Annotated in this window: 17 protein-coding genes; 9 read left to right on the top strand and 8 right to left on the bottom strand. The window is 68.6% G+C overall.

All coding sequences use genetic code 11. The annotated features are described in order from the left end of the window. From C7H73_RS07015 to C7H73_RS06990, 6 genes are all read left to right on the top strand, one after another. Window positions 1-3153 (top strand): efflux RND transporter permease subunit, encoded by a 3153-nt coding sequence (locus C7H73_RS07015; protein ID WP_106845989.1) that lies wholly within the window; start codon window positions 1-3, stop codon window positions 3151-3153. Beyond that, window positions 3150-4673 carry an efflux transporter outer membrane subunit gene (locus tag C7H73_RS07010; protein ID WP_106845988.1) on the top strand — a complete coding sequence of 508 codons (1524 nt, stop codon included), beginning with the start codon at window positions 3150-3152 and terminating at the stop codon, window positions 4671-4673. Before C7H73_RS07015 ends, C7H73_RS07010 begins: the two co-directional genes overlap by 4 nt. Before the next feature lie 159 nt (window positions 4674-4832). Next, window positions 4833-5762, top strand: coding sequence for a DNA-binding protein YbiB (gene ybiB / locus C7H73_RS07005; RefSeq protein ID WP_106845987.1), 930 nt, complete (start codon window positions 4833-4835; stop codon window positions 5760-5762). Continuing rightward, complete coding sequence (gene cobA, locus C7H73_RS07000) at window positions 5759-6568, top strand: uroporphyrinogen-III C-methyltransferase (protein ID WP_106845986.1); 810 nt, start codon at window positions 5759-5761, stop codon at window positions 6566-6568. Before ybiB ends, cobA begins: the two co-directional genes overlap by 4 nt. A 101-nt stretch (window positions 6569-6669) precedes the next feature. Further along, window positions 6670-7863 (top strand): ABC transporter substrate-binding protein, encoded by a 1194-nt coding sequence (locus tag C7H73_RS06995; protein WP_106845985.1) that lies wholly within the window; start codon window positions 6670-6672, stop codon window positions 7861-7863. 71 nt (window positions 7864-7934) lie between these two features. Continuing rightward, window positions 7935-9188 (top strand): BaiN/RdsA family NAD(P)/FAD-dependent oxidoreductase, encoded by a 1254-nt coding sequence (locus tag C7H73_RS06990; protein ID WP_106845984.1) that lies wholly within the window; start codon window positions 7935-7937, stop codon window positions 9186-9188. A gap of 93 nt (window positions 9189-9281) precedes the next feature. Here the strand turns inward: C7H73_RS06990 and C7H73_RS06985 are convergent, their stop codons facing one another. Next, window positions 9282-11786, bottom strand: a complete 2505-nt coding sequence (locus tag C7H73_RS06985; protein ID WP_227001433.1) for a M66 family metalloprotease — start codon at window positions 11784-11786, stop codon at window positions 9282-9284. Between the two features lie 731 nt (window positions 11787-12517). On the opposite strand from C7H73_RS06985, the gene rpsU reads away from it, so the two are divergent. The 3 genes from rpsU to C7H73_RS06970 all read left to right on the top strand — a co-directional run bounded on the left by rpsU (window position 12518) and on the right by C7H73_RS06970 (window position 14490). Then, window positions 12518-12730 (top strand): 30S ribosomal protein S21, encoded by a 213-nt coding sequence (gene rpsU / locus C7H73_RS06980; protein WP_007833691.1) that lies wholly within the window; start codon window positions 12518-12520, stop codon window positions 12728-12730. A 97-nt stretch (window positions 12731-12827) separates the two neighbouring features. Further along, entirely contained in the window at window positions 12828-13274 is a 447-nt protein-coding gene (locus C7H73_RS06975) for a GatB/YqeY domain-containing protein (RefSeq protein WP_106845982.1), read from the top strand. A gap of 127 nt (window positions 13275-13401) precedes the next feature. Beyond that, window positions 13402-14490 carry a tartrate dehydrogenase gene (locus C7H73_RS06970; RefSeq protein WP_106845981.1) on the top strand — a complete coding sequence of 363 codons (1089 nt, stop codon included), beginning with the start codon at window positions 13402-13404 and terminating at the stop codon, window positions 14488-14490. 26 nt (window positions 14491-14516) lie between these two features. On the opposite strand, the gene C7H73_RS06965 is transcribed toward C7H73_RS06970, so the two are convergent. The 7 genes from C7H73_RS06965 to ccoN form a co-directional block, all read right to left on the bottom strand. Next, entirely contained in the window at window positions 14517-14804 is a 288-nt protein-coding gene (locus C7H73_RS06965) for a hypothetical protein (RefSeq protein ID WP_106845980.1), read from the bottom strand. Window positions 14805-14904: 100 nt separating this feature from the next. Next, complete coding sequence (locus C7H73_RS06960; protein ID WP_106845979.1) at window positions 14905-15201, bottom strand: FixH family protein; 297 nt, start codon at window positions 15199-15201, stop codon at window positions 14905-14907. A gap of 78 nt (window positions 15202-15279) precedes the next feature. Further along, window positions 15280-16725 carry a cytochrome c oxidase accessory protein CcoG gene (gene ccoG, locus C7H73_RS06955; RefSeq protein ID WP_106845978.1) on the bottom strand — a complete coding sequence of 482 codons (1446 nt, stop codon included), beginning with the start codon at window positions 16723-16725 and terminating at the stop codon, window positions 15280-15282. A 107-nt stretch (window positions 16726-16832) separates the two neighbouring features. After that, window positions 16833-17747, bottom strand: coding sequence for a cytochrome-c oxidase, cbb3-type subunit III (ccoP, locus tag C7H73_RS06950; protein WP_106845977.1), 915 nt, complete (start codon window positions 17745-17747; stop codon window positions 16833-16835). Window positions 17748-17780: 33 nt separating this feature from the next. Beyond that, window positions 17781-17918: a cbb3-type cytochrome oxidase subunit 3 gene (locus tag C7H73_RS06945; protein ID WP_091565382.1), complete on the bottom strand. Its 138-nt coding sequence runs from the start codon at window positions 17916-17918 to the stop codon at window positions 17781-17783. Between the two features lie 29 nt (window positions 17919-17947). Continuing rightward, a complete protein-coding gene (ccoO, locus tag C7H73_RS06940; RefSeq protein WP_106845976.1) occupies window positions 17948-18574 on the bottom strand; it encodes a cytochrome-c oxidase, cbb3-type subunit II in 627 nt (208 codons plus the stop codon). 20 nt (window positions 18575-18594) lie between these two features. Then, window positions 18595-20034, bottom strand: coding sequence for a cytochrome-c oxidase, cbb3-type subunit I (ccoN, locus tag C7H73_RS06935; RefSeq protein ID WP_106845975.1), 1440 nt, complete (start codon window positions 20032-20034; stop codon window positions 18595-18597). Window positions 20035-20067: the final 33 nt, after the last annotated feature.

Below are 20067 nucleotides of genomic sequence, written 5' to 3'. Positions count from 1 at the left end.
ATGGCCCAGTTCTTCATCAACCGCCCCGTCTTCGCGTGGGTGCTGGCCATCGTCATCATGCTGGCCGGCGCGCTGTCCATCGTCACGCTGCCGCTGGAGATGTACCCGGACATCGCCCCGCCGCGCGTGACCATCAACACCACCTACACCGGCGCCTCGGCCGAGACGGTGGAGAACTCGGTCACCCAGGTCATCGAGCAGCAACTGAAGGGGCTGGACAACCTGCTGTACATGCAGTCCACCAGCGACTCGGCCGGGCGCTCGCGCACCACGCTCACCTTTGCGCCCGGCGCCAACATCGACGTGGCCCAGGTGCAGGCGCAAAACAAGCTGCAGGGCGCTGTCAACCGCCTGCCCGACGCCGTGAAGAGCCGCGGCGTGTTCGTCAACAAGGGCGGGCAGGACTACCTGGTCACCTACGTCTTCACCTCGCCCGACCCGCATGTGTCGCAGGTGACCATCGGCGACTACCTGACCAGCAACGTGGTGGACGTGATCGCCCGCGTGGACGGCGTGGGCGACGTGACGGTGTTCGGCACCAGCTACGCCCTGCGCATCTGGATGGACCCGCAGCTGCTGGAGAAGTACGCGCTCATGCCGTCCGACCTGGTGGCGGCGCTGAACACGCAGAACGTGCAGGTCTCGGCCGGCCAGCTGGGCGCCCTGCCGGCCGTGCCCGGTCAGATGCTCAACGCCACGGTCACGGCGCGCTCCAAGCTGCAAACCGTGCAGGAGTTCCAGGACATCGTGCTGCGCGCCCTGCCCGACGGCTCGGTGGTCACCATGGCCGACGTGGCGCGCGTGGCGCTCGAGGCCGACAACCTCACCGTGCGCTCCATCCTGAACGGCCAGCCAGGCGCGGGCCTGGGGATCGTGCTGGCCGACGGGGCCAACGCCATGGCCGTGGGCGACGCGGTGGCCGCCAAATTGCAGGAGCTGGCGCCCTACTTTCCCGACGGCATCACGGGTTTCGTCAGCTCCGACAGCACGCCGTTCGTGCGCGCCTCGCTGCATGAAGTGATCAAGACCCTGGCCGAGGCCATGTTGCTGGTCACGCTGGTCATGTTCATCTTCCTGCAGAACCTGCGCGCCACGCTGATCCCGGCCATTGCCGTGCCGGTGGTGCTGCTGGGCACGCTGGGCGTGCTCTCGGCCATGGGCTACTCCATCAACATGCTGACCATGTTCGCCCTGGTGCTGGCCATCGGCCTGCTGGTGGACGACGCCATCGTGGTGGTGGAGAACGTCGAGCGCGTGATGAGCGAGGAGGGCCTGCCCGCCAAGGAGGCCACGCGCAAGTCCATGCGCGAGATCACGCCGGCGCTGGTGGGCATCGGCCTGACGCTGTCGGCGGTGTTCATCCCCATGGCGTTCTTCGCCGGCTCGGTGGGCGTCATCTACCGGCAGTTCTCGGTGACCATCGTGGCGGCCATGGCGCTGTCGGTGCTGGTGGCGCTGACGCTGACGCCGGCGCTGTGCGCGTCGCTGCTCAAACCCATCACCCACGGCAAGCACGGGCGCACGCCGCGGCCCGGCCCGCTGGGCTGGGCCGACCGCTTCTTCAACGGCTTCAACCACTGGTTCGACGCCGGCGCCTCGCGCTACCAGGGCGCGGTGGCGCAGCTGCTCACGCGCACGCTGCGCATGGCGCTGCTGTTCGCCGCCGTGCTGGTCGCCGTGGCCTGGATGTTCCGCACCCTGCCCACGTCGTTTCTGCCCAACGAGGACCAGGGCTTCGTGCGGGTGAACGTCACGCTGCCGTCCGGCGCCACCGACGCGCGTCTGGCCGACGTCATGGACCAGGTGCGGCTGTACTTCAAGGACCAGCCGGAGGTCTTCAGCACCAACGCCATCCTGGGCTTCAACGGCAACCAGAGCTCGGGCAGCATGTTCGTGCGCCTGACGTCCTGGGCCGAGCGGCCGCTGCCCTCGCAGTCCGCCGAATCCATAGCGCGCCAGGCCAACAAGGCGCTGGCGCAGATACGCGATGCGCGCATCTTCGTCACCTTGCCGCCGCCGGTGCGCGGCCTGGGGTCGAGCGCCGGCATCAACTTCGTGCTGAAAGACCTGAACGGCCTGGGCCACGAGGCGCTGATGAAGGCCCGGGACGACCTGATCGCCGCCGCGCGCGATGTGCCGCAGCTGACCAGCATGCGCACCACGGGCTTTGACGACACCTCGGAGCTGAAGGTGGAGGTGGACGACCGCAAGGCCGCCGCCCTGGGGCTGTCCACCGGCGACATCAACGGCGTGCTGTCGGCCGCGCTGGGCGGCAGTTACGTCAATGACTTCATCCATCAGGGCCGCGTCAAGCGCGTGTATATCCAGGGCGACGCACCCTCGCGCATGCTGCCGCAGGACATCGGCCAATGGGCCGTGCGCAACAAGAACGGCGAGATGGTGCGCTTCGCCTCGTTCGCCACCACGCGCTGGACCAGTGGCTCGCCCCAGCTCATGCGCTACAACGGCAGCCCGGCGCTGGAGATGGAGGCCGGCACCGCCCCTGGCGCCAGCTCGGGCGATGCCATGGCTGCGGTGGAGGCCATCATGGCGAAGATGCCGGCGGGCATCGGCTTTGAGTGGACGGGCGCGTCGCTGCAGGAGCGCCAGTCCGGCTCGCAGGCGCCGCTGCTGTACGCCGTGTCCATCCTGTTCGTCTTCCTGTGCCTGGCCGCGCTGTACGAGAGCTGGAGCGTGCCGGTGTCGGTCATGCTGGCCGTGCCGCTGGGCGTGATCGGCGCGCTCGTCGCCACCTACACGCGCGGCATGGCCAACGACGTGTACTTCCAGGTGGGCCTGCTCACCACCGTGGGCCTGGCCTCCAAGAACGCCATCCTGATCGTCGAGTTCGCCGTGCAGCTGCAGGAGCGCGGGATGGCGCTGGTCGATGCCACCGTGCAGGCCGTGCGCCTGCGCCTGCGGCCCATCCTGATGACCTCACTGGCCTTTGGCTTTGGCGTGCTGCCGCTGGCGATTGGCACCGGCGCCGGCGCGGGCGGGCGCCAGGCGATTGGCACCGCCGTGCTGGGCGGCATGGTGTTCTCCACGCTGCTGGGCATCTTCTTCGTGCCGGTCTTCTTCCTGGTGGTGCGCCGGCTGTTCTCGCGCGGCGCGCAGCCCGCCCCGCCCGCCGCGCCCCCCCCTGCACCATGACCACAGCCCTTTTTCTGCCCTCCCGCCTGGCACGCCCGGCGCGCCTGACCCTGGCAGCGCCGCTGCTGGCGCTGACGGCCTGCATGTCGCTGGCGCCGCCGCCCGAGGTGCCGCCGCTGCCCGTGCCCGCCACGCTGGACGCGCCGACGCCGCCCGATGCCCCGCTGCTGGCCGTGCCCACCGACCCGGCGCGCGCGCCCTTCGTGGTGGACGAGCGCCTGCGTACCGTGCTGGGCATGGCGCTGGCCGGCAACCGCGACCTGCAGCTGGCCGTGCTGGCCGTGGAACGGGCACGGGCGCAGTACGGCATCGCCCAGGCCGACCGGCTGCCCACGCTGGCCGCCACCGGCGCCGCGGCGCGCAGCCGCAGCGCCGATGACCTGACGGCCGCCGGGCGCGGCAACACCGCCAGCCAGTACAGCGCCGGCGTGGGCCTGGCCGGCTACGAGATCGACTTCTGGGGCCGCGTGCGCAACCTCAACGAGGCGGCGCTGCAGGAGTTTTTGCGCAGCCAGGACAACCAGCGCAGCGCCCGCATCGGCCTGGTGTCCGACGTCATGCTGACCTGGCTGAACCTGGACGCCGACGCGCGCCGCCTGCTGCTGGCGCGCGCCACGCTGCGCGCGCGCGACAAGCAGCTGGCGCTGACGCAGGCCAGCCACGCGCTGGGCGCAAGCTCGGGCCTGACGCTGGCCCAGGCGCAGACCACGGTGGACAGCGCCCGGGCCGACGTGGGCGCGTTCGAGGCGCAGGTGGCGCGCGGGCGCAATGCGCTGGCGCTGCTGGCAGGCAGCCCGGTGCCGGCCAATTTGCTGCCGGCCAGCGTCGCCGCAGCGCTGGCGGCCCAGGGCACAGGTGCGGACATCGCCGCCCCTCCGGCGGACACGCTGGCCACCGCACTGCCCGCCATCGCGCCCGGCCTGCCGTCCAGCGTGCTGCTGGCCCGCCCGGACGTGCGCGCGGCCGAGCATGCGCTGGCGGCGGCCAGCGCGCAGATCGGCGTGGCGCGCGCCGCGTTTTTTCCCTCCATCAGCCTGACGGCCAGCGTGGGCACGGCCAGCACCGAGCTCTCGGGCCTGTTCGCCGCCGGCAATGGCACCTGGAGCTTTGCGCCGCAGATCCGCCTGCCCCTGTTTGACGCCGGGCGCAACCGCGCCAACCTGCGCGTGGCGGAGGTGGCGCGCGAGAGCGCCGTCGCCCAGTACGACAAGGCCATCCAGGCAGCCTTTCGCGAGGTGCGCGACGCGCTGGCCGAGCGCGCCACGCTGGACGGGCGGCTGGCGGCGCAGCAGTCGCTGGTGGCGGCCAGCCAGCAGGTGCTGACGCTGTCGCAGGCGCGCTTTCGTCTGGGCGCCGACAGCTACCTGCCGGTGCTGGACGCCGAGCGCGCGCTCTATAGCGCCCAGCAGTCGCTCATCGCCCTGCAGCTGGCCGAGCAGGCCAACCGCGTGGCGCTGTACCGCGCGCTGGGCGGCCAGTGGCGCGGGCAGGCGGCGGACGAGCCGCCCCCGGCGTCCTGAGCCGCCACGTTGCTATTGAATGGATAGCTGCCAGCGCTTGCTGCACAAGCGCTGGAGGCCCTTTTGACCATCAAACGGCGCGCCGGCAGAACTACATAACCATTCGTCATCAAGCATGCTGGAGAATGCCCACATTCAATATTTGAAACCCTGCTTGCCATGGCCATCAGCCACTACATCAAGGAGATAGGCCGGGGCGCGCGCGGCGCCCGGGCGCTCACGCGCGAACAGGCGGCCGACCTGTTCGGCCAGCTGCTGGATGGGCACGCCAGCGACCTGGAAGTGGGCGCCTTCTGCGTGGCCATGCGCATCAAGGGCGAGAGCGCGGCGGAGATGTGCGGCTTTCTGGACGCCGTGCACGCGCGCATGGCGCGGGTGCCGGCGCTGGCGGGCGGCGCCCCGCTGGTCGTGCTGCCCAGCTACAACGGCGCGCGCCGGCTGCCTGTGCTCACGCCCCTGCTGGCGCTGCTGCTGGCGCGCGAAGGGCTGGCAGTGCTGGTGCACGGCATGCGCACCGAGGCGCGCCGCGTTTTAGCCTCTGATGTGCTGCAAAGCCTGGGTGTACCGGCGCCGGCAGCTCCTGAAGCGATAGCACCTGGGGCCGTGGGGCTGCTGGCCACGGCGGCGCTGCACCCGGGCCTGGCGCGCCTGCTGGCGGTGCGCGAAGCCATCGGCCTGCGCACGCCGGCGCACAGCGTCGTCAAGCTGCTGGCGCCCTGCGCCGGGCCGGCCCTGGTGGTGGGCAGCTACACCCACCCCGAGTATTTCGAGCTGGCGCTGGACGTGGCGCGCGAGCTGCCCCTGCACCTGCTGCTGTCGCGCGGGCTGGAGGGCGAAGTGGCCGCCGACCCGCGCCGCCAGCCGCGCTACGACGCCGTGGTGGCCGGCCGCCACACCCTGCTGGCCGAGCAGCAGGCCGGCACCGCCGCCGCCGTGCCCGGCCTGCCCGAGGCCATCGACATCGAGACCACCGCCGCCTACACCCGCGCCGTGCTGAACGGCGCCCTGCCCGTGCCCGAGGCGCTGGCCGCCCAGGTGCGCCACATCACGCACGTGGCGCGGCAGATCGCGCAGGAGGCCGCGGCATGAACACCCCCACGCACACGACCGGCAGCTGCACCCTGGTGGGCGCCGGCCCGGGCGACCCGGAACTGCTCACCCTGAAGGCCGCGCGCGCCATTGCCGCGGCCACCGTGCTGCTGGTCGATGACCTGGTGGGCGACGACATCGTCGCCCTGGCCTCGCCCGGTGCGCGCATCGTGCGCGTGGGCAAGCGCGGGGGCTGCCGCAGCACGCCGCAGGAGTTCATCGAGCGGCTGATGGTGGCCGAGGTGCGCGCCGGCGAGGCGGTGGTGCGCCTGAAGGGGGGCGACCCCTTCATCTTCGGGCGCGGCGGCGAAGAGGTGCAGGCGCTGCGCCAGGCGGGCATCGAGCCGGTGGTGGTGAACGGCATCACCGCCGGCCTGGCGGCGCCCACGCAGCTGGGCGTGCCCCTCACGCACCGCGCGCACGCCCAGGGCGTGCTTCTGCTCACCGGCCACAGCCAAAGCGGCGGCGGGCAGACCGACTGGGCGCTGCTGGGCGCCACCGCCCACCAGGCCCGCCTGACGCTGGTCATCTACATGGGCATGCGCGGCGCGCGCCAGATCCAGCAGGGCCTGCTGGCCGGCGGCCTGCCCGCGCACACGCCGGTGGCCGTGGTGCAGCACGCCACGCTGGCGTGCCAGCGCAGCGCCGTGACCACGCTGGGCGCGCTGCACGACACCATCGCGCGCGAACGCCTGGCCAGCCCCAGCGTGATCGTGGTGGGCGACGTGGTGCGCGGAGCGCAGGCGCTGGCCGAGGCAGGGCCCGCCCCGGCGGACTGTCGCGCGGGAGTCACGGGCCGCGGGTAAGCCCCAGGCCCCGGGCCGGGCCGGGCTCGAACAATCGCCCCCGTCCGGGCGGACTGCTGCTGCTGCCCCTTTTTTTACCCGCCAAGCCTGAGGAGTACCCCGTGCGCCCCTTTGCCTTTCTTCCCCCGTCTGCCCCGCGCCACCCGGGCCGGCGCAGCGTGCTGCAAGGCCTGGCGGCGGGCGCCTGCGCGCTGGCGCTCGCGCCCGGCGCGGCGCCGGCGCTGGCCCAGCAGGGCGCGCGCGGGGCGCGCAGTGACATCGTGGTGGGGCGCTCCACCGCGCTCACCGGTCCGCTCGCGCCGTTCATGGCGCCCATCCATGAGGCGCACGAGGCCGCCATCGCCGACTTCAATGCGCAGGGCGGAGTCGGCGGGCGCAAGGTGCGGCTGGTCACGCTGGACGACGGCTTTGACGCCCGCCGCACCCTGGACAACGCGCGCCAGCTCGTCGAGCGCGAGGGCGCGGTGGCGCTGTTCGGGCAGGCCGGCACCTCGCAGGTCATGGCGCTGCTGCCCTACCTGGAGCGTGCGCGCACGCCGCTGGTGGCCGTCTATACCGGCAGCCCCGCGCCGCGCGCAGCCGCCAGCGCCTGGCTGTTCACCACCAGCGCCAGCTACTCCGACGAGCTGGCGCAGATCGTGCGCAACCTGGTGGCGACGCAGAGCGCGCGCATCGCCATCGCCTATGAGGACAACGATTTCGGCAAGCTGACGCTGCCCCTGGCGCAGCAGATCGCCACCGCCGAGGGCGCCACCGTCGTCGCCACGCAAGCCATGCACAGCAGCGGCCAGGACGCGGGCGAGGTCGCGCGGGCGCTGGCGGCCCAGCGGCCACAGGCGGTGCTGATGGTCGCTGCCGGGCCGTCGGTGGTGGCCTACGTGCGCGCCCACCGGGCGCAGCTGGGCGTGCCGCTGTACACGCTGTCCCTGGGCGCGGGGGCGCACGTCATCCGCGCCCTGGGCGACGACGCGCGCGGCCTGGCCGTGGCGCGCACCACGCCATCGCCGCGGCGCGCCACCCTGGCCGTGACGCGCGAATTCCAGGCGTCGATGAAGCGCCACGGCCTGGAGCCCGACTACGACCGCTACATCGGCTACCTGGACGCCCGCGTGCTCCTGGAGGCGCTGCGCGCGGCCGGCCCGGCAGCCAGCGGCGAGAGCGTGGCACGGGCCATGGAAGGCCTGGGCCCGCTCGACCTGGGCGGGCACACCTACCGCTTCGGCCCCGGCGAGCGCAACGGCTCGCGCTTTGTGGACATCGCCGTGATCGGGCCGGGCGGACAGTACATGCGCTGACCCGCTCGGCGGGCGCGGCGCCTGGGCGACAATCGCCGCCCTTTCCTTGTTCTTCCTGCGCGCCCCGTCCCGTGCCCTCCTCCCCGTCTTTCGATGCCGTCATCCTCGGCGCCGGCGCTGCCGGATTGTTCTGCGCCGCGCAGGCGGGCCAGCGCGGCCTGAAGGTGCTGCTGATCGACCACGCCGTGCGCGTGGCCGAAAAAATCCGCATCTCCGGCGGCGGGCGCTGCAATTTCACCAACCAGGGGCTGGACCTGCGCGCCCCGCAGCGCCACTTCGTCGGCGCCAATCCGCAGTTCGCCCGCGCTGCGCTCACGCGCTACACGCCGGCGCACTTCACGCAGCTGCTGCAGCGCCACGGCGTCGCCTTTCATGAAAAGCACAAGGGCCAGCTGTTTTGCGACCGTTCGGCCGAGGACGTCATCGCCCTGCTGCTGGCCGAGTGCGCCGCCGGCGGCGTGCAGCGCTGGCAGCCCTGCGCCGTCAAAAATGTAGGCTTTTTGCCCTCCAGCGCAGGCGGGGAAAGCGCGGGCAGCTATCAAATTGATACCGACCGCGGCCCCGTGCAGGCCCGCAGCCTGGTGGTGGCCACGGGCGGCCTGTCGATTCCGCAGATCGGCGCGAGCGACCTGGGCTACCGGCTGGCGCGGCAGTTCGGCCTGCCGGTGGTGGCGCAGCGCCCGGGCCTGGTGCCGCTGACCTTCGACGCTGCCACCTGGGCGCCCTGGAACGCGCTGGCCGGCGTGGCGCTGCCGGTGGCGATCAGCACCGGGGCCGGCAAGAAGGGCCGCACGACCTTCCACGAAGACCTGCTGTTTACCCACCGCGGCCTGTCGGGCCCGGCGGTGCTGCAGATCTCCAGCTACTGGCAGCCGGGCACGCCCCTGTCCATCGACCTGGCGCCGGGCGTGGCGCTGCAGGACGCGCTGCGCCAGGCCAAGGCGCGCGGCTCGCGCAAGCTGCTGGCCAACGAGCTGGCCACCTGGCTGCCCGCCCGCCTGGCCGACGCCTGGGCCGCGCAAAGCCCCGACTGGCAGCGCCCCATTTGCGAGGCCAGCGACCGCGCGCTGTCGCGCCTGGGCGAGCAGCTGTCGCACTGGCAGATCACCCCCAGCGGCACCGAGGGCTACAAGAAGGCCGAGGTGACGCTGGGCGGCGTGGACACGGCCGCGCTGTCGCAGCAGACCCTGGAGGCCAAGGCCCAGCCGGGGCTGTACTTCATCGGCGAAGTGGTGGACGTGACGGGCTGGCTGGGGGGCTACAACTTCCAGTGGGCCTGGGCCAGCGCGGCCGCCTGCGCGCAGGCGCTGGAGCCAGGGCGCTAGCGCTCGCTCCGGCGCTGCAGAAAAGAAAAAGGGCCAGCACGCCGCTGGCCTTTTTCTCGTCCGCCTGCGCCCGGCGGGGCGCAGTGGCGCCGGTCAGTGCGCTGCGGCAGCGGCAGGCTTGGTGGCCGTGGCTTCGGCGGCCTTGACCAGGCGCAGCACGTTGTCGCCCGTCAGCAGGGTCAGTGCCAGGTTGTCGCTGGCCACCAGGGCGCCCCATTGCTGGTTGCCGCCCCCCGTGCAGTTGTAGGTGATCAGCGTGCCCAGGTTGTTGGTCAGGTAGCCGCCACTGAGGTCAAAGCAGCGCCCGCCGCGTGCGATGCGCTTGGGCGTGTTGGTGTCCCACACCTGGGCCTCGTTGTTCAGGTCGCATGGCTGCAGCCTGATCTGGTTGCTGCCGCCCTTGTCGGTCAGGCACAGGTCCAGGCTGGCGCGGCTGCGCACGCTGCCGCGGCCGTCCAGTACCCACTGCTCATCAAGGCCGCCCTTGCACAGGCTGCTGCCCGCGATGCCGACGTCGTTGCCCACCTTGCGGATGCAGTTGCCGTTGGACATGGTCAGCGTCTGGCCCTGGGGAACGGCGGGCTGGCTGGCCAGGCCGAGGGTCTGCACGAACTGCATCAATGCGCTTTGCGCCTCGGGCACGTTCGCGTCCAGCGCACGGCCATAGGCGCTGATCCAGCGGTTCAGGCGCAGGCTTTGCTCCTGCTGGAGCTTGTAGCGCTGCAGCTGCGCCTGCGCCGCTGCGGACAGGCCGCCCGGATCGTCGCTCCAGCTGTCCACGATCACCTTGGCCTCGCCGCTGAGGCTGGGCACCGCCTTGCCGCTCAGGCCCTGCAGGGCTTGCTGCATCTGCGGCAGCTCGTAGGCGCGCAGCGCGCTGTAGCCCTTGTCCTTGCCCACGATGACGGGGGCCGGCAGGGGCGGCTGGCCGGTTGCAATGTCCAGCACGTACAGGGACTGCACCGGCTGGCCAGGCGTCTGGCACAGCAGCTCTGCGCGGCGGGGCTGGTCGCTTTGCGCGAGGTGTACGTGCAGCTTGTTGACCGACTTGCCTTGCAGCCGGCGGCCGGCCAGCGCAATGCGCTGCTGCGCCCTGGCGGTGGCGAAGTCCACCTGCAGCCAGCAGCTGCGCTTTTCCTGGGTGTCGGTGGCGTCTGTGGGCAGGTCGAAGACGTTGCCCCAGTTGCTGCGCAGTGCCGGATAGATCAGCGCCTGCTCGGCCGCCGGCCGGGTCGATTCCGGGTCATAGCCGCCCAGCAGCGTCACCACCGGCACGCCATGCAGGCGCGGCGCCAGGAACTTGCCCGTGCTGCTGTTGTACCAAACCGGGCCGTTGCCGCCCGGGATGGGAGGGGCGAAATTCTCCATCGCCCTGCTTTGCGCATTCCACTTCTTGTAGCCGGTGGGCGACTCGGCAGAGAAAACGGCCACCCTGTTGAAGGCGGGCTGGATCTCTATTTTGGTGCTGTAGCCGGTGTAATGCGTGTAGCGCGACAGGCTGCTGCTGAAATTGCCCCCTGCCATGGCATCCGGCGTGAAGGTGTAGGTACCGTCCAGCTCGGGCATGCCGGCCAAGTGGTCGGTCTTGGCCGCCGTCCAGTGGATGTTCGCCCGCATGCGCTTGCGATAGCCGATGTAGCCCCAGCCACTGTCGTGGTGGTTGCCCGACAGGAAGCGGTTGCCGTTTTCCTCACCGGGGTAGTGCCCCAGCCCATAGTGGTGCCCGATCTCGTGGCTGAACTCGTTGTAGTCCGAGTTGTAGAGTGTCAGGATGCTGTTGCCACCCGACAGCCCATGGCTGGCCAGGCCATTTTGGTAGGCGCCACGGGCATGGTGCAAGGTGACGTTCTGCGTCACCTGCGGCTGGTTCTGGCTCGCCATGCTGGAAGCGCTGACACCCCAGTTGGCCAAGTTGATGCCGACGCTGAAGGTGGACTTGCCCGTGTTCTCGCGCATGTCGCCGCTATAGACGTCGCCGCTGGTGGCGCTCTTGTCGCTGTAGATCACCCCCGAGGCCACCATGACCTTGGGGAGCGTCACATCCTCGTAGTAGGCGGCAGTGATGCGCGCGGCGGGAATGGTCTGCAGGTAGTCGGTTGCCGCTTGCTCGGGGTTGGTGCGGAACCAGTGCCGGTCTTTGGGCACGTCCGTGAGCATGCCCAGGCGAATGCTGTGCAGCACCAGCTCGCCGGCGCCGGCGAAGTCGATGGCGCTGGACGCCAGCATGCCGGTGCGGCCCTGGGCATCGGCCACGCGCAGCGCCAGGCCGGGCTGCACCCAGTCCCAGGGCAATGCCACCGTCCAGGCGCGGCGGGAATAGACGTAGTCGGGGCGGCCATCGTTGTTGGCGTAGTCCGAGCGCGGAATGTCATTGGGGTGGCGCAGGGGCAGAGTGCCCTTGGCCTGACCATTGACGGTCACAGCGACCTGCAGGCCTTCGAGCGCACCCAGCGCCGGGTCGGGTGTGACCAGCAGCAGGGCCTCCTTGTGCATCGTCAGCCGCGGCATGTTCTTCGCCTCGTTGCCGGACGGGTCCACCGTGTGGCTCTGGCCAAACTGCACCATGCCCGGCAGGGAGCCGCCCAGATCGTTGCGCACCGCGCGTGGCTGGCCGGTCTTGTCGTTGTCGTAGAAGCCGCGTGCCGCCAGGGGGCTGTATTGGGCGCCGATAGGTTCGGGATAGGGGTTGCCGGGCTGAGGTTTGGGAGGCGGCGGTAGCGGAGAGGGACTCGGGCTGGGTCCAGGGCCTGGCTGCTCCGGCGAGGGTCCGGTACCGGGACCAGGGCCTGGCTGTCCTGGAGAAGGTGCAGGCCCGGGGCCGGGTTGTTCGGGCAATGGGAGCAACGGCCCTCCCGGGGCTACGCTGCCCGGCGGAATAGGCTGAGGAACGGAAGAAGAATCAGACGAGCCGCCTCCTCCACCACAAGCCGTCAGCGCAGCCACACCCCAGGCCAGCAGGGATACCGCCCCCAAACGTTTCAAAACCATAGAAGAGACGCCGTGAAAGAAAACAGGAGGCGGATTCTCGAAGCCCCGGCTACACTTTTTGCGCACTCTGTCTTGCTGATACAAAGTTTTTCGCACGGTCGTTCATTTTTGACATGTGGTGGTCCCATCTGCCGTTTCTGTTGCACAGGAACGGGCCCGTCATTTCTTTTCTTGCCCTATTCCCGGTCCGTAGCGAAAGCTCAATGGCTATAATCTTGGGCTTTGCTGGCAAACGCCCGCCGGCCGGATACTAGTTACAGGCGGGCAAACCGCCGCGCATGGCTCTCAGGCCCGATCTTCCTGACAGCCCTCTGGCGGCAAAAACTGGAATATTTCAGCTGATGACCACCATTCGTGTAAAAGAGAACGAACCCTTTGACGTGGCCCTGCGCCGCTTCAAGCGCACCATTGAAAAGCTGGGCCTGCTGACCGACCTGCGTGCCCGCGAGTTCTACGAAAAACCCACCGCCGAGCGCAAGCGCAAGAAGGCTGCGGCCGTCAAGCGCCACTACAAGCGCGTGCGCAGCATGCAGCTGCCCAAGAAGCTGTACTAAGCACCGCTTCGGCGCCGTCCTTCACCGGAATCGCCCACAAAACCCGCGCTAGGGACGCCAAGCGCGGGTTTTTTGTTTTTCACCGAAAGCTACTGACATGAGCCTCAAGGACCAGATCACCGAAGACATGAAGACCGCCATGCGGGCCAAGGACAGCGAGCGCCTGGGCACCATTCGGCTGCTGCAGGCGGCGATGAAGCAGCGCGAGGTGGACGAGCGCATCACGCTGGATGACGCGGCCGTCGTCGCCATCGTGGACAAGCTCATCAAGCAGCGCAAGGATTCCATCACCGCCTTCGAGGGCGCGGGCCGCCAGGACCTGGCCGACAAGGAAAAGGCCGAGCTGGCCGTGCTGGCCGCCTACCTGCCCGAGCGCATGTCCGAAGCCGAGGTGCAGCAGGCCGTGCAGGCCATCGTGGCCGAGCTGGGCGCCGCCGGCCCTGGCGACATGGGCAAGGTCATGGGCGCGGCCAAGGCGCGCCTGGCCGGCAAGGCGGACATGGGCCTGGTGTCAGCCGCGGTAAAGGCCGCGCTGGCCCGCTGATGCTCTTATATCGATAGCTCCTCGCGCTTGCTCTTCAAAGGTTTCAGCACAATTTCATGCTGAAACCGCTGCAATGCAAACGCAAACAGCTCACTTATCCATAGCATTCAGAACCAGGAGACGCACCATGTCCCGCCCCTTCCAGATCGCGGTCCTCGCCGGCGACGGCATTGGCCGCGAGGTCATGCCCGAGGGCCTGCGGGCCGTGCAGGCCGCCGCCGAGCGCTTCGGCATCGCGCTGCAGCTGCATACCTTCGACTGGGCGCACTGCGACTACTACGCCCGGCACGCACAGATGATGCCCGGCGACTGGAAGGCGCAACTGTCAGGCATGGACGCCCTCTTCTTCGGCGCCGTGGGCTGGCCGGCCACTGTGCCGGACCACGTCTCGCTGTGGGGTTCACTGCTCAAGTTCCGCCGCGAATTCGACCAGTACATCAACCTGCGCCCGGTGCGCCTGTTCGAGGGCGTGCCCTGCCCGCTGGCGGGCAGGGAGCCCGGCGACATCGACTACGTGGTGGTGCGCGAGAACACCGAGGGCGAATACACGTCGCTGGGCGGCATCATGTACGAGGGCACGGACCGCGAGATCGTCATCCAGGAATCGGTCTATTCGCGCCACGGCGCCGAGCGGCTGCTGAAGTACGCCTTCGAGCTGGCCGCCAGCCGGGCGCGCAAGCACGTGACCCTGGCCACCAAGAGCAACGGCATCGCCATCAGCATGCCCTGGTGGGACGCGCGCGCCGACGAGGTGGCGCGCCAGTACCCGGACGTGGCGCTGGACAAGCAGCACATCGACATCCTGGCGGCGCGCTTCGTGCTGCAGCCCGGGCGCTTTGACGTGGTGGCGGCGACGAATCTGTTCGGCGACATCCTGTCGGACCTGGGCCCTGCCACCACAGGCACCATCGGCCTGGCGCCTTCGGCCAACCTGAACCCCGAGCGGCGCTTCCCCAGCCTGTTCGAGCCGGTGCACGGCTCGGCGCCGGACATCTACGGCCAGGGCATCGCCAATCCGATCGCCATGATCTGGTCGGGTGCGCTGATGCTGGACTTCCTGACCCAGGGCGAAGGCCCCGGGCGCGCCGCGCACGACGCCATCGTGGCGGCGATTGAAGAGGTGCTGCGCAGCGGCCCGCGCACGCCCGACCTGGGCGGCAGCGCCAGCACCACCGAAGTGGGCCAGGCAGTAGCCGCCGCCGTCAGCCAGGGCTGACGGGGCGCGGCCGCGCTAGAGGCGCTTCAAAGGGAGTATTTGGCGCAGTCCAGAGGCCGCTCGCCCGTGGGCACCGGGCAGCGGTTCATCTCGAACGGCGAGAGCGCCAGCAGCGTGGTGAGCGCGCTGGAGACCATGATGACGGCCCAGAAGACGAAGAAGGCCAGCGTATAGATGCCCTCGCGCGAGACCTGCAGCGGCTGGTCGAACCAGTAAAGCGTGCCTGGATCGACAAAAGCGAACACCACCATCTCCATCACGCCCGCCATCAGAAAAGCGGGCCAGGCGATCCACATCATCCGTTGCATCAGCATACGAGAGCCTCCTTGCGATGGATCAAAGCCTAGCACCGCAGATGTGCCGTGCAAAGGTGGCGCACCCCAGGTCGTGTCGGACCGGAGCGCATTTTCACAGTTAGCGCGGCTGGTCCCTGTCCGGCGTGGCCGCATGGTTGCGGCCCTTGACAGCCGGCTGCATGCTGGCCTGCGGGTTGTCGCTGTTCAGGGTCTTGTTGATGTCCAGGCCGCGCTGGTAGTAGTCCTCGGCGATGACCGGATCGGGATCGTGCACGGCCAGCCACAGCGTGAAGAAGCCGGCCACGACGACGATGGCCGGCCCGGCGATGATCAGCCAGACGTGGCCGTATTTCCACCAGGGCTGGGAGGGCGGGGACTGCTGGGGCGCAGCGGAAGGGGAGGAAGAAGTGGACATGATTTCCTGAAGTTTCAGGCCCCGCCCGCGGGGCCACAAGGGCCGGGGCTGCGCTTGGGCGGCCCCGGTTCCGCATCATCAGCGCGGCACGAGGAAGGCGGATTTCTCCGAGATCTGCGCGCCGGTCTCCGCGGCGCGGATGTCGAAATACACAGTGTGCGAGCCCGGCTGCGCCGAGCCGTAGGGAATGTGCAGCCGCACGGACACCCAGCGCGACTCGGCCGCGCCGATTTCCATCTGAGGCTCCGACGCCAGCTCCAGGCCGTCAAGCCCGCGCGCAGCGATGGTGTAGTGCTGCGGCTTCTCGGTGGCATTCATGATCTGCAGCCGGTAGATGTTCTCCAGCTTGCCTCCGGCCACGATGCGCGACAGCGCCGCGCGGTCGCGCACGATGTCCACCTTGAAGGGGGTGCGCACCACCAGGCTGGCCAGCATGCCCAGGCACAGCGCCACCAGCACGCCGCCGTACAGCAACACGCGGGGGCGGAACACCCGCCGGATCATCTGCGACTGCGTCCAGTGGTTGGCCACGCCGTTTTGCGTGGAAAACCGGATCAGCCCGCGCGGGTACTTCATCTTGTCCATGACGGTGTTGCACGCGTCCACGCACAGGCCGCAGCCGATGCACTCGTATTGCAGGCCGTTGCGGATGTCGATGCCCGTGGGGCAGACCTGCACGCACAGCGTGCAGTCGATGCAGTCGCCCAGGCCCTTGGCTTTGTAGTCGATGGTCTTGTTGCGCGGCCCGCGCGGCTCGCCGCGCTCGGGGTCGTAGGTCACGACCATGGTGTCCTTGTCAAACATCGCGCTCTGAAAGCGCGCGTACGGGCACATGTACTTGCACACCTGCTCGCGCAGGAAGCCCGCGTTGCCGTAGGTGGCAAAGCCGTAGAACAGCACCCAGAACAGCTGCCACGAGCCCTGCAGCTGCATCAGCTCGCCGCCCAGCTCGCGGATGGGCACGAAGTAGCCCACGAAGGTGAAGCCCGTCCAGAACGACACGACAATCCACACCAGCTGCTTGAGCGTCTTCTTCCAGACCTTCTCGAAGGTCCAGGAGCCGTTGTCCAGGCGCATGCGAGCGCTGCGGTCGCCCTCGATCTTGTGCTCTATCCACATGAAGATCTCGGTATAGACCGTCTGCGGACAGGCAAAGCCGCACCACAGCCGCCCCGCCACCGCCGTGAACAAGAACAGCGACAGCGCCGAGATGATGAGCAGGCCCGTCAGATAGATGAAGTCCTGCGGATACAGCACCAGTCCGAAGATGTAAAAACGCCGCGCGCCCAGGTCGAACAGCACCATCTGGCGCTCGCCCCACTGCAGCCAGGGCAGGCCGTAGAAGACCAGCTGCGTCAGGTACACCATGGCCCAGCGCCAGCGCGCGAACAGGCCGCTGATGGAGCGCGGGTAGATTTTCTTTTGCGCCTCGTACAGCGAGATCATCTCGCCCTGCGAGTTGTCCTGCGCGGCGGGCACGATGGGAATGATCTTTTTGCGGGGCTGGCCGTCGTCTGGCTTCATGGACGCTATCTCTGCAGTGCAAGCAGGGCGTCAGTTCCCTGGCTTGCGGAAACGAAAAAGGGCCGGCGCCCCGCTTGCAGCGGCTGCGCCGGCCTGGCGGCAGGCCGTCAGCGGGCGGCGGCGGCCTTGTTGGACAGGCCCCAGACGTAGGCCGTCAGCACGTTGATCTGCGCATCGGTCAGCTTGTCCTTTTGCGCCGGCATTTCGTTGGTCTTGCCGTTGTTGATGATGTTCACGATGGCGGCTTCTCCCCAGCCGTGCAGCCAGATGTCGTCAGTCAGGTTGGGCGCGCCCAGGGCCGTGTTGCCCTTGCCGTCCATGCCGTGGCAGGCGGCGCAGGCCATGAACTTGGACTTGCCCAGCGAGGCCTTCAGCGAATCATGCGGGCTGCCCGACAGGCTCAGCACATAGTGGGCCACGTTGCGCACGTCCTCCGAGGACCCCACGGCTGCGGCCATCGGCGGCATGACGCCTACGCGCCCGTCCTTGATGGTCTGATGGATGTTGTCAGCCGTGCCGCCGTGCAGCCAGTCGCTGTCCGTCAGATTGGGAAAGCCCTTGCTGCCGCGCGCGTCCGAGCCGTGGCACTGGGCGCAGTTGTTCATGAACAGGCGGTCGCCAATGGCCATGGCGGCGGGGTCGCCGGCCAGCTCCTCGGTCTTCATGCTGGCAAAGCGGGCGTAGATGGGCTCCAGCTCGGTCTGCGCCTTGTTGACCTCGGCGCGGTACTCGTCCAGCTGCGTCCAGCCCAGCTGGCCCTTGTAGGTGCCCAGGCCCGGGTAGGCGATCAGGTAGCCGGCACCGAAGACCAGTGTCAGCACGAACAGCCACATCCACCAGCGGGGCATGGGATTGTTCATCTCGGTCAGGTCTTCGTCCCAGACGTGGCCGGTGGTGTTGTCGGCGGCCGACTCGATCTTCTTGCGCGAAGTGAGCCACAGCAGCAGGCCACAGCCGACGACGCCGGCAATCGTGATGGCCGCCACATAGAGGGACCAGAAATTACTGGTGAAATCGCTCATGGGTTATCTCTCTTGTTGTGTTTCCGAGTCCCTTTAGTCTTCGGCGAAGGGCAGCTGCGCGGCCTCGTCGAAGCGGCTCTGGTTGCTGCGCCGCCAGGCCCAGAACCAGATGCCCAGGAAGCACGCGAGCGAAGCCAGCGTGGCGACGATGCGCATGGTGGTGATATCCATGACAGGTTTCCTTTGTTGCTTCGCTGGCTTCAGCGCAGCGCGCGGCCCAGGATCTGCAAATAGGCCACGACGGCATCCATCTCGGTTTTGCCCTTGACGTCGGCGCCGGCCTTGGCGATCTCCTCGTCGCTGTAGGGCACGCCCACCACGCGCAGCGCCTTCATGTGGCGCGGCATGGCCTCGGCGTCCACCAGGTTCTTTTCCAGCCACGGGTAGGCCGGCATGTTGGACTCGGGCACCACGTCGCGCGGGTTGTTCAGGTGGATGCGATGCCACTCGTCGCTGTACTTGCCGCCCACGCGGTGCAGGTCGGGGCCGGTGCGCTTGGAGCCCCACTGGAAGGGGTGGTCATAGACGAACTCGCCGGCCACCGAGTAGTGGCCATAGCGCAGCGTCTCAGCGCGGAAGGGGCGGATCATCTGCGAGTGGCAGTTGTAGCAGCCTTCGCGCACATAGACATCGCGCCCGGCCAGCTGCAGCGCGGTGTAGGGCTTGAGGCCCTGCACGGCTTCGGTGGTGGACTTCTGGAAGAACAGCGGCACGATCTCCACCAGGCCGCCGATGGCAACCACGATGAGGATCAGCACGATCATCAGGAAGTTGTTGGTCTCGACCTTCTCGTGCGTGAAGCCAGTGCTTTTATTGGCGTTGGACATGTTTCAAAAGCTCCTGGTGCTCAGGCGTGCGCAGCGTTGACTGCGGGGATGGGCAGCTTGACCGAGCGGCCGGAAATCGCCGTGACCCAGACGTTCCAGGCCATGATGCACATGCCCGTCAGGTACAGCACGCCGCCGGCGAAGCGGATGGCGTAGAACGGATAGGTGGCCTTCACGCTTTCCACGAAGGTGTAGGTCAGCGTGCCGTCGGCGTTCACCGCGCGCCACATCAGGCCCTGCATCACGCCGGCGATCCACATCGCGGCGATGTACAGCACGATGCCGATGGTGGCCAGCCAGAAGTGCAGCTCGATGGCCTTGATGGAGTGCATCTTCTCCTTGCCGAACAGGCGCGGCACCAGGTAGTAGAGCGATCCCATGGTGATCAGGCCGACCCAGCCCAGGGCGCCGGCGTGCACGTGGCCCACCGTCCAGTCGGTGTAGTGGGAAAGGGCGTTGACGGTCTTGATGGACATCATGGGGCCCTCGAACGTGGACATGCCGTAGAACGACAGCGACACGATCAAAAAGCGCAGGATGGGGTCGTCGCGCAGTTTGTGCCAGGCACCCGACAGCGTCATGATGCCGTTGATCATCCCGCCCCAGCTGGGCGCCAGCAGGATCAGCGAGAACACCATGCCCACGGACTGCGTCCAGTCAGGCAGCGCGGTGTAGTGCAGGTGGTGCGGGCCGGCCCACATGTAGGTAAAGATCAGCGCCCAGAAGTGCACGATGGACAGGCGGTAGCTGTACACCGGGCGGCCGGCCTGCTTGGGGATGAAGTAATACATCATGCCCAGGAAGCCGGTGGTCAGGTAAAAGCCCACGGCGTTATGGCCGTACCACCACTGCACCATGGCGTCCTGCACGCCGGCATAGGCCGAGTAGCTCTTCATGAAGCCGGCGGGAATGGCCGCGCTGTTGACGATGTGCAGCAGGGCCACCGCGATGATGAACGCGCCGAAGAACCAGTTGGCCACGTAGATGTGGCGCACCTTGCGGATGCCGATGGTGCCGAAGAACACAATGGCGTAGCTGACCCACACGGCGGCGATCAGGATGTCGATGGGCCACTCCAGCTCGGCGTATTCCTTGCCCGAGGTGTAGCCCAGCGGCAGGCTGATGGCGGCGGCCACGATGACCAGCTGCCAGCCCCAGAAGGTGAAGGCGGCCAGCTTGGGCAGGAACAGCCGGCTCTGGCAGGTGCGCTGCACCACCCAGTAGCTGGTGGCAAACAGGCCGCAGCCGCCGAAGGCGAAGATCACCGCATTGGTGTGCAGCGGCCGCAGGCGCCCATAGCTCAGCCATGGGATGCCGAAGTTCAATTCAGGCCAGGTCAGCTGGGCGGCGATGAACACCCCGACCAGCATGCCGACCACCCCCCACACGACCGACATGATCGTGAATTGGCGCACGACGGTATCGTCGTAGTGCGCTACTTTTGTAACTGCAGTTTCCATCGGAGACCTCTTGTAATTGCGGCAAAAGTGTTA

Origin of the sequence: Pulveribacter suum (genome assembly GCF_003013695.1) — a bacterium.
Lineage (GTDB): Bacteria > Pseudomonadota > Gammaproteobacteria > Burkholderiales > Burkholderiaceae_C > Melaminivora > Melaminivora suum.
Note: the sequence above shows the minus strand (reverse complement) of the source record. Positions and strands in the feature narration are given on the sequence as shown.

Bases quoted from the DNA above. Each gene is read 5' to 3' on its own strand.
- C7H73_RS07010 (WP_106845988.1), top strand. From the start codon at position 3,150: ATGACCACAGCCCTTTTTCTGCCCTCCCGCCTGGCACGCCCGGCGCGC.
- ccoP (WP_106845977.1), bottom strand. From the start codon at position 17,747: ATGAGCGATTTCACCAGTAATTTCTGGTCCCTCTATGTGGCGGCCATC.
- ccoG (WP_106845978.1), bottom strand. From the start codon at position 16,725: ATGAAGCCAGACGACGGCCAGCCCCGCAAAAAGATCATTCCCATCGTG.
- ybiB (WP_106845987.1), top strand. From the start codon at position 4,833: ATGGCCATCAGCCACTACATCAAGGAGATAGGCCGGGGCGCGCGCGGC.
- C7H73_RS06960 (WP_106845979.1), bottom strand. From the start codon at position 15,201: ATGTCCACTTCTTCCTCCCCTTCCGCTGCGCCCCAGCAGTCCCCGCCC.
- C7H73_RS06975 (WP_106845982.1), top strand. From the start codon at position 12,828: ATGAGCCTCAAGGACCAGATCACCGAAGACATGAAGACCGCCATGCGG.
- ccoO (WP_106845976.1), bottom strand. From the start codon at position 18,574: ATGTCCAACGCCAATAAAAGCACTGGCTTCACGCACGAGAAGGTCGAG.
- C7H73_RS06945 (WP_091565382.1), bottom strand. From the start codon at position 17,918: ATGGATATCACCACCATGCGCATCGTCGCCACGCTGGCTTCGCTCGCG.
- ccoN (WP_106845975.1), bottom strand. From the start codon at position 20,034: ATGGAAACTGCAGTTACAAAAGTAGCGCACTACGACGATACCGTCGTG.
- cobA (WP_106845986.1), top strand. From the start codon at position 5,759: ATGAACACCCCCACGCACACGACCGGCAGCTGCACCCTGGTGGGCGCC.
- C7H73_RS06965 (WP_106845980.1), bottom strand. From the start codon at position 14,804: ATGCTGATGCAACGGATGATGTGGATCGCCTGGCCCGCTTTTCTGATG.
- rpsU (WP_007833691.1), top strand. From the start codon at position 12,518: ATGACCACCATTCGTGTAAAAGAGAACGAACCCTTTGACGTGGCCCTG.
- C7H73_RS06970 (WP_106845981.1), top strand. From the start codon at position 13,402: ATGTCCCGCCCCTTCCAGATCGCGGTCCTCGCCGGCGACGGCATTGGC.
- C7H73_RS07015 (WP_106845989.1), top strand. From the start codon at position 1: ATGGCCCAGTTCTTCATCAACCGCCCCGTCTTCGCGTGGGTGCTGGCC.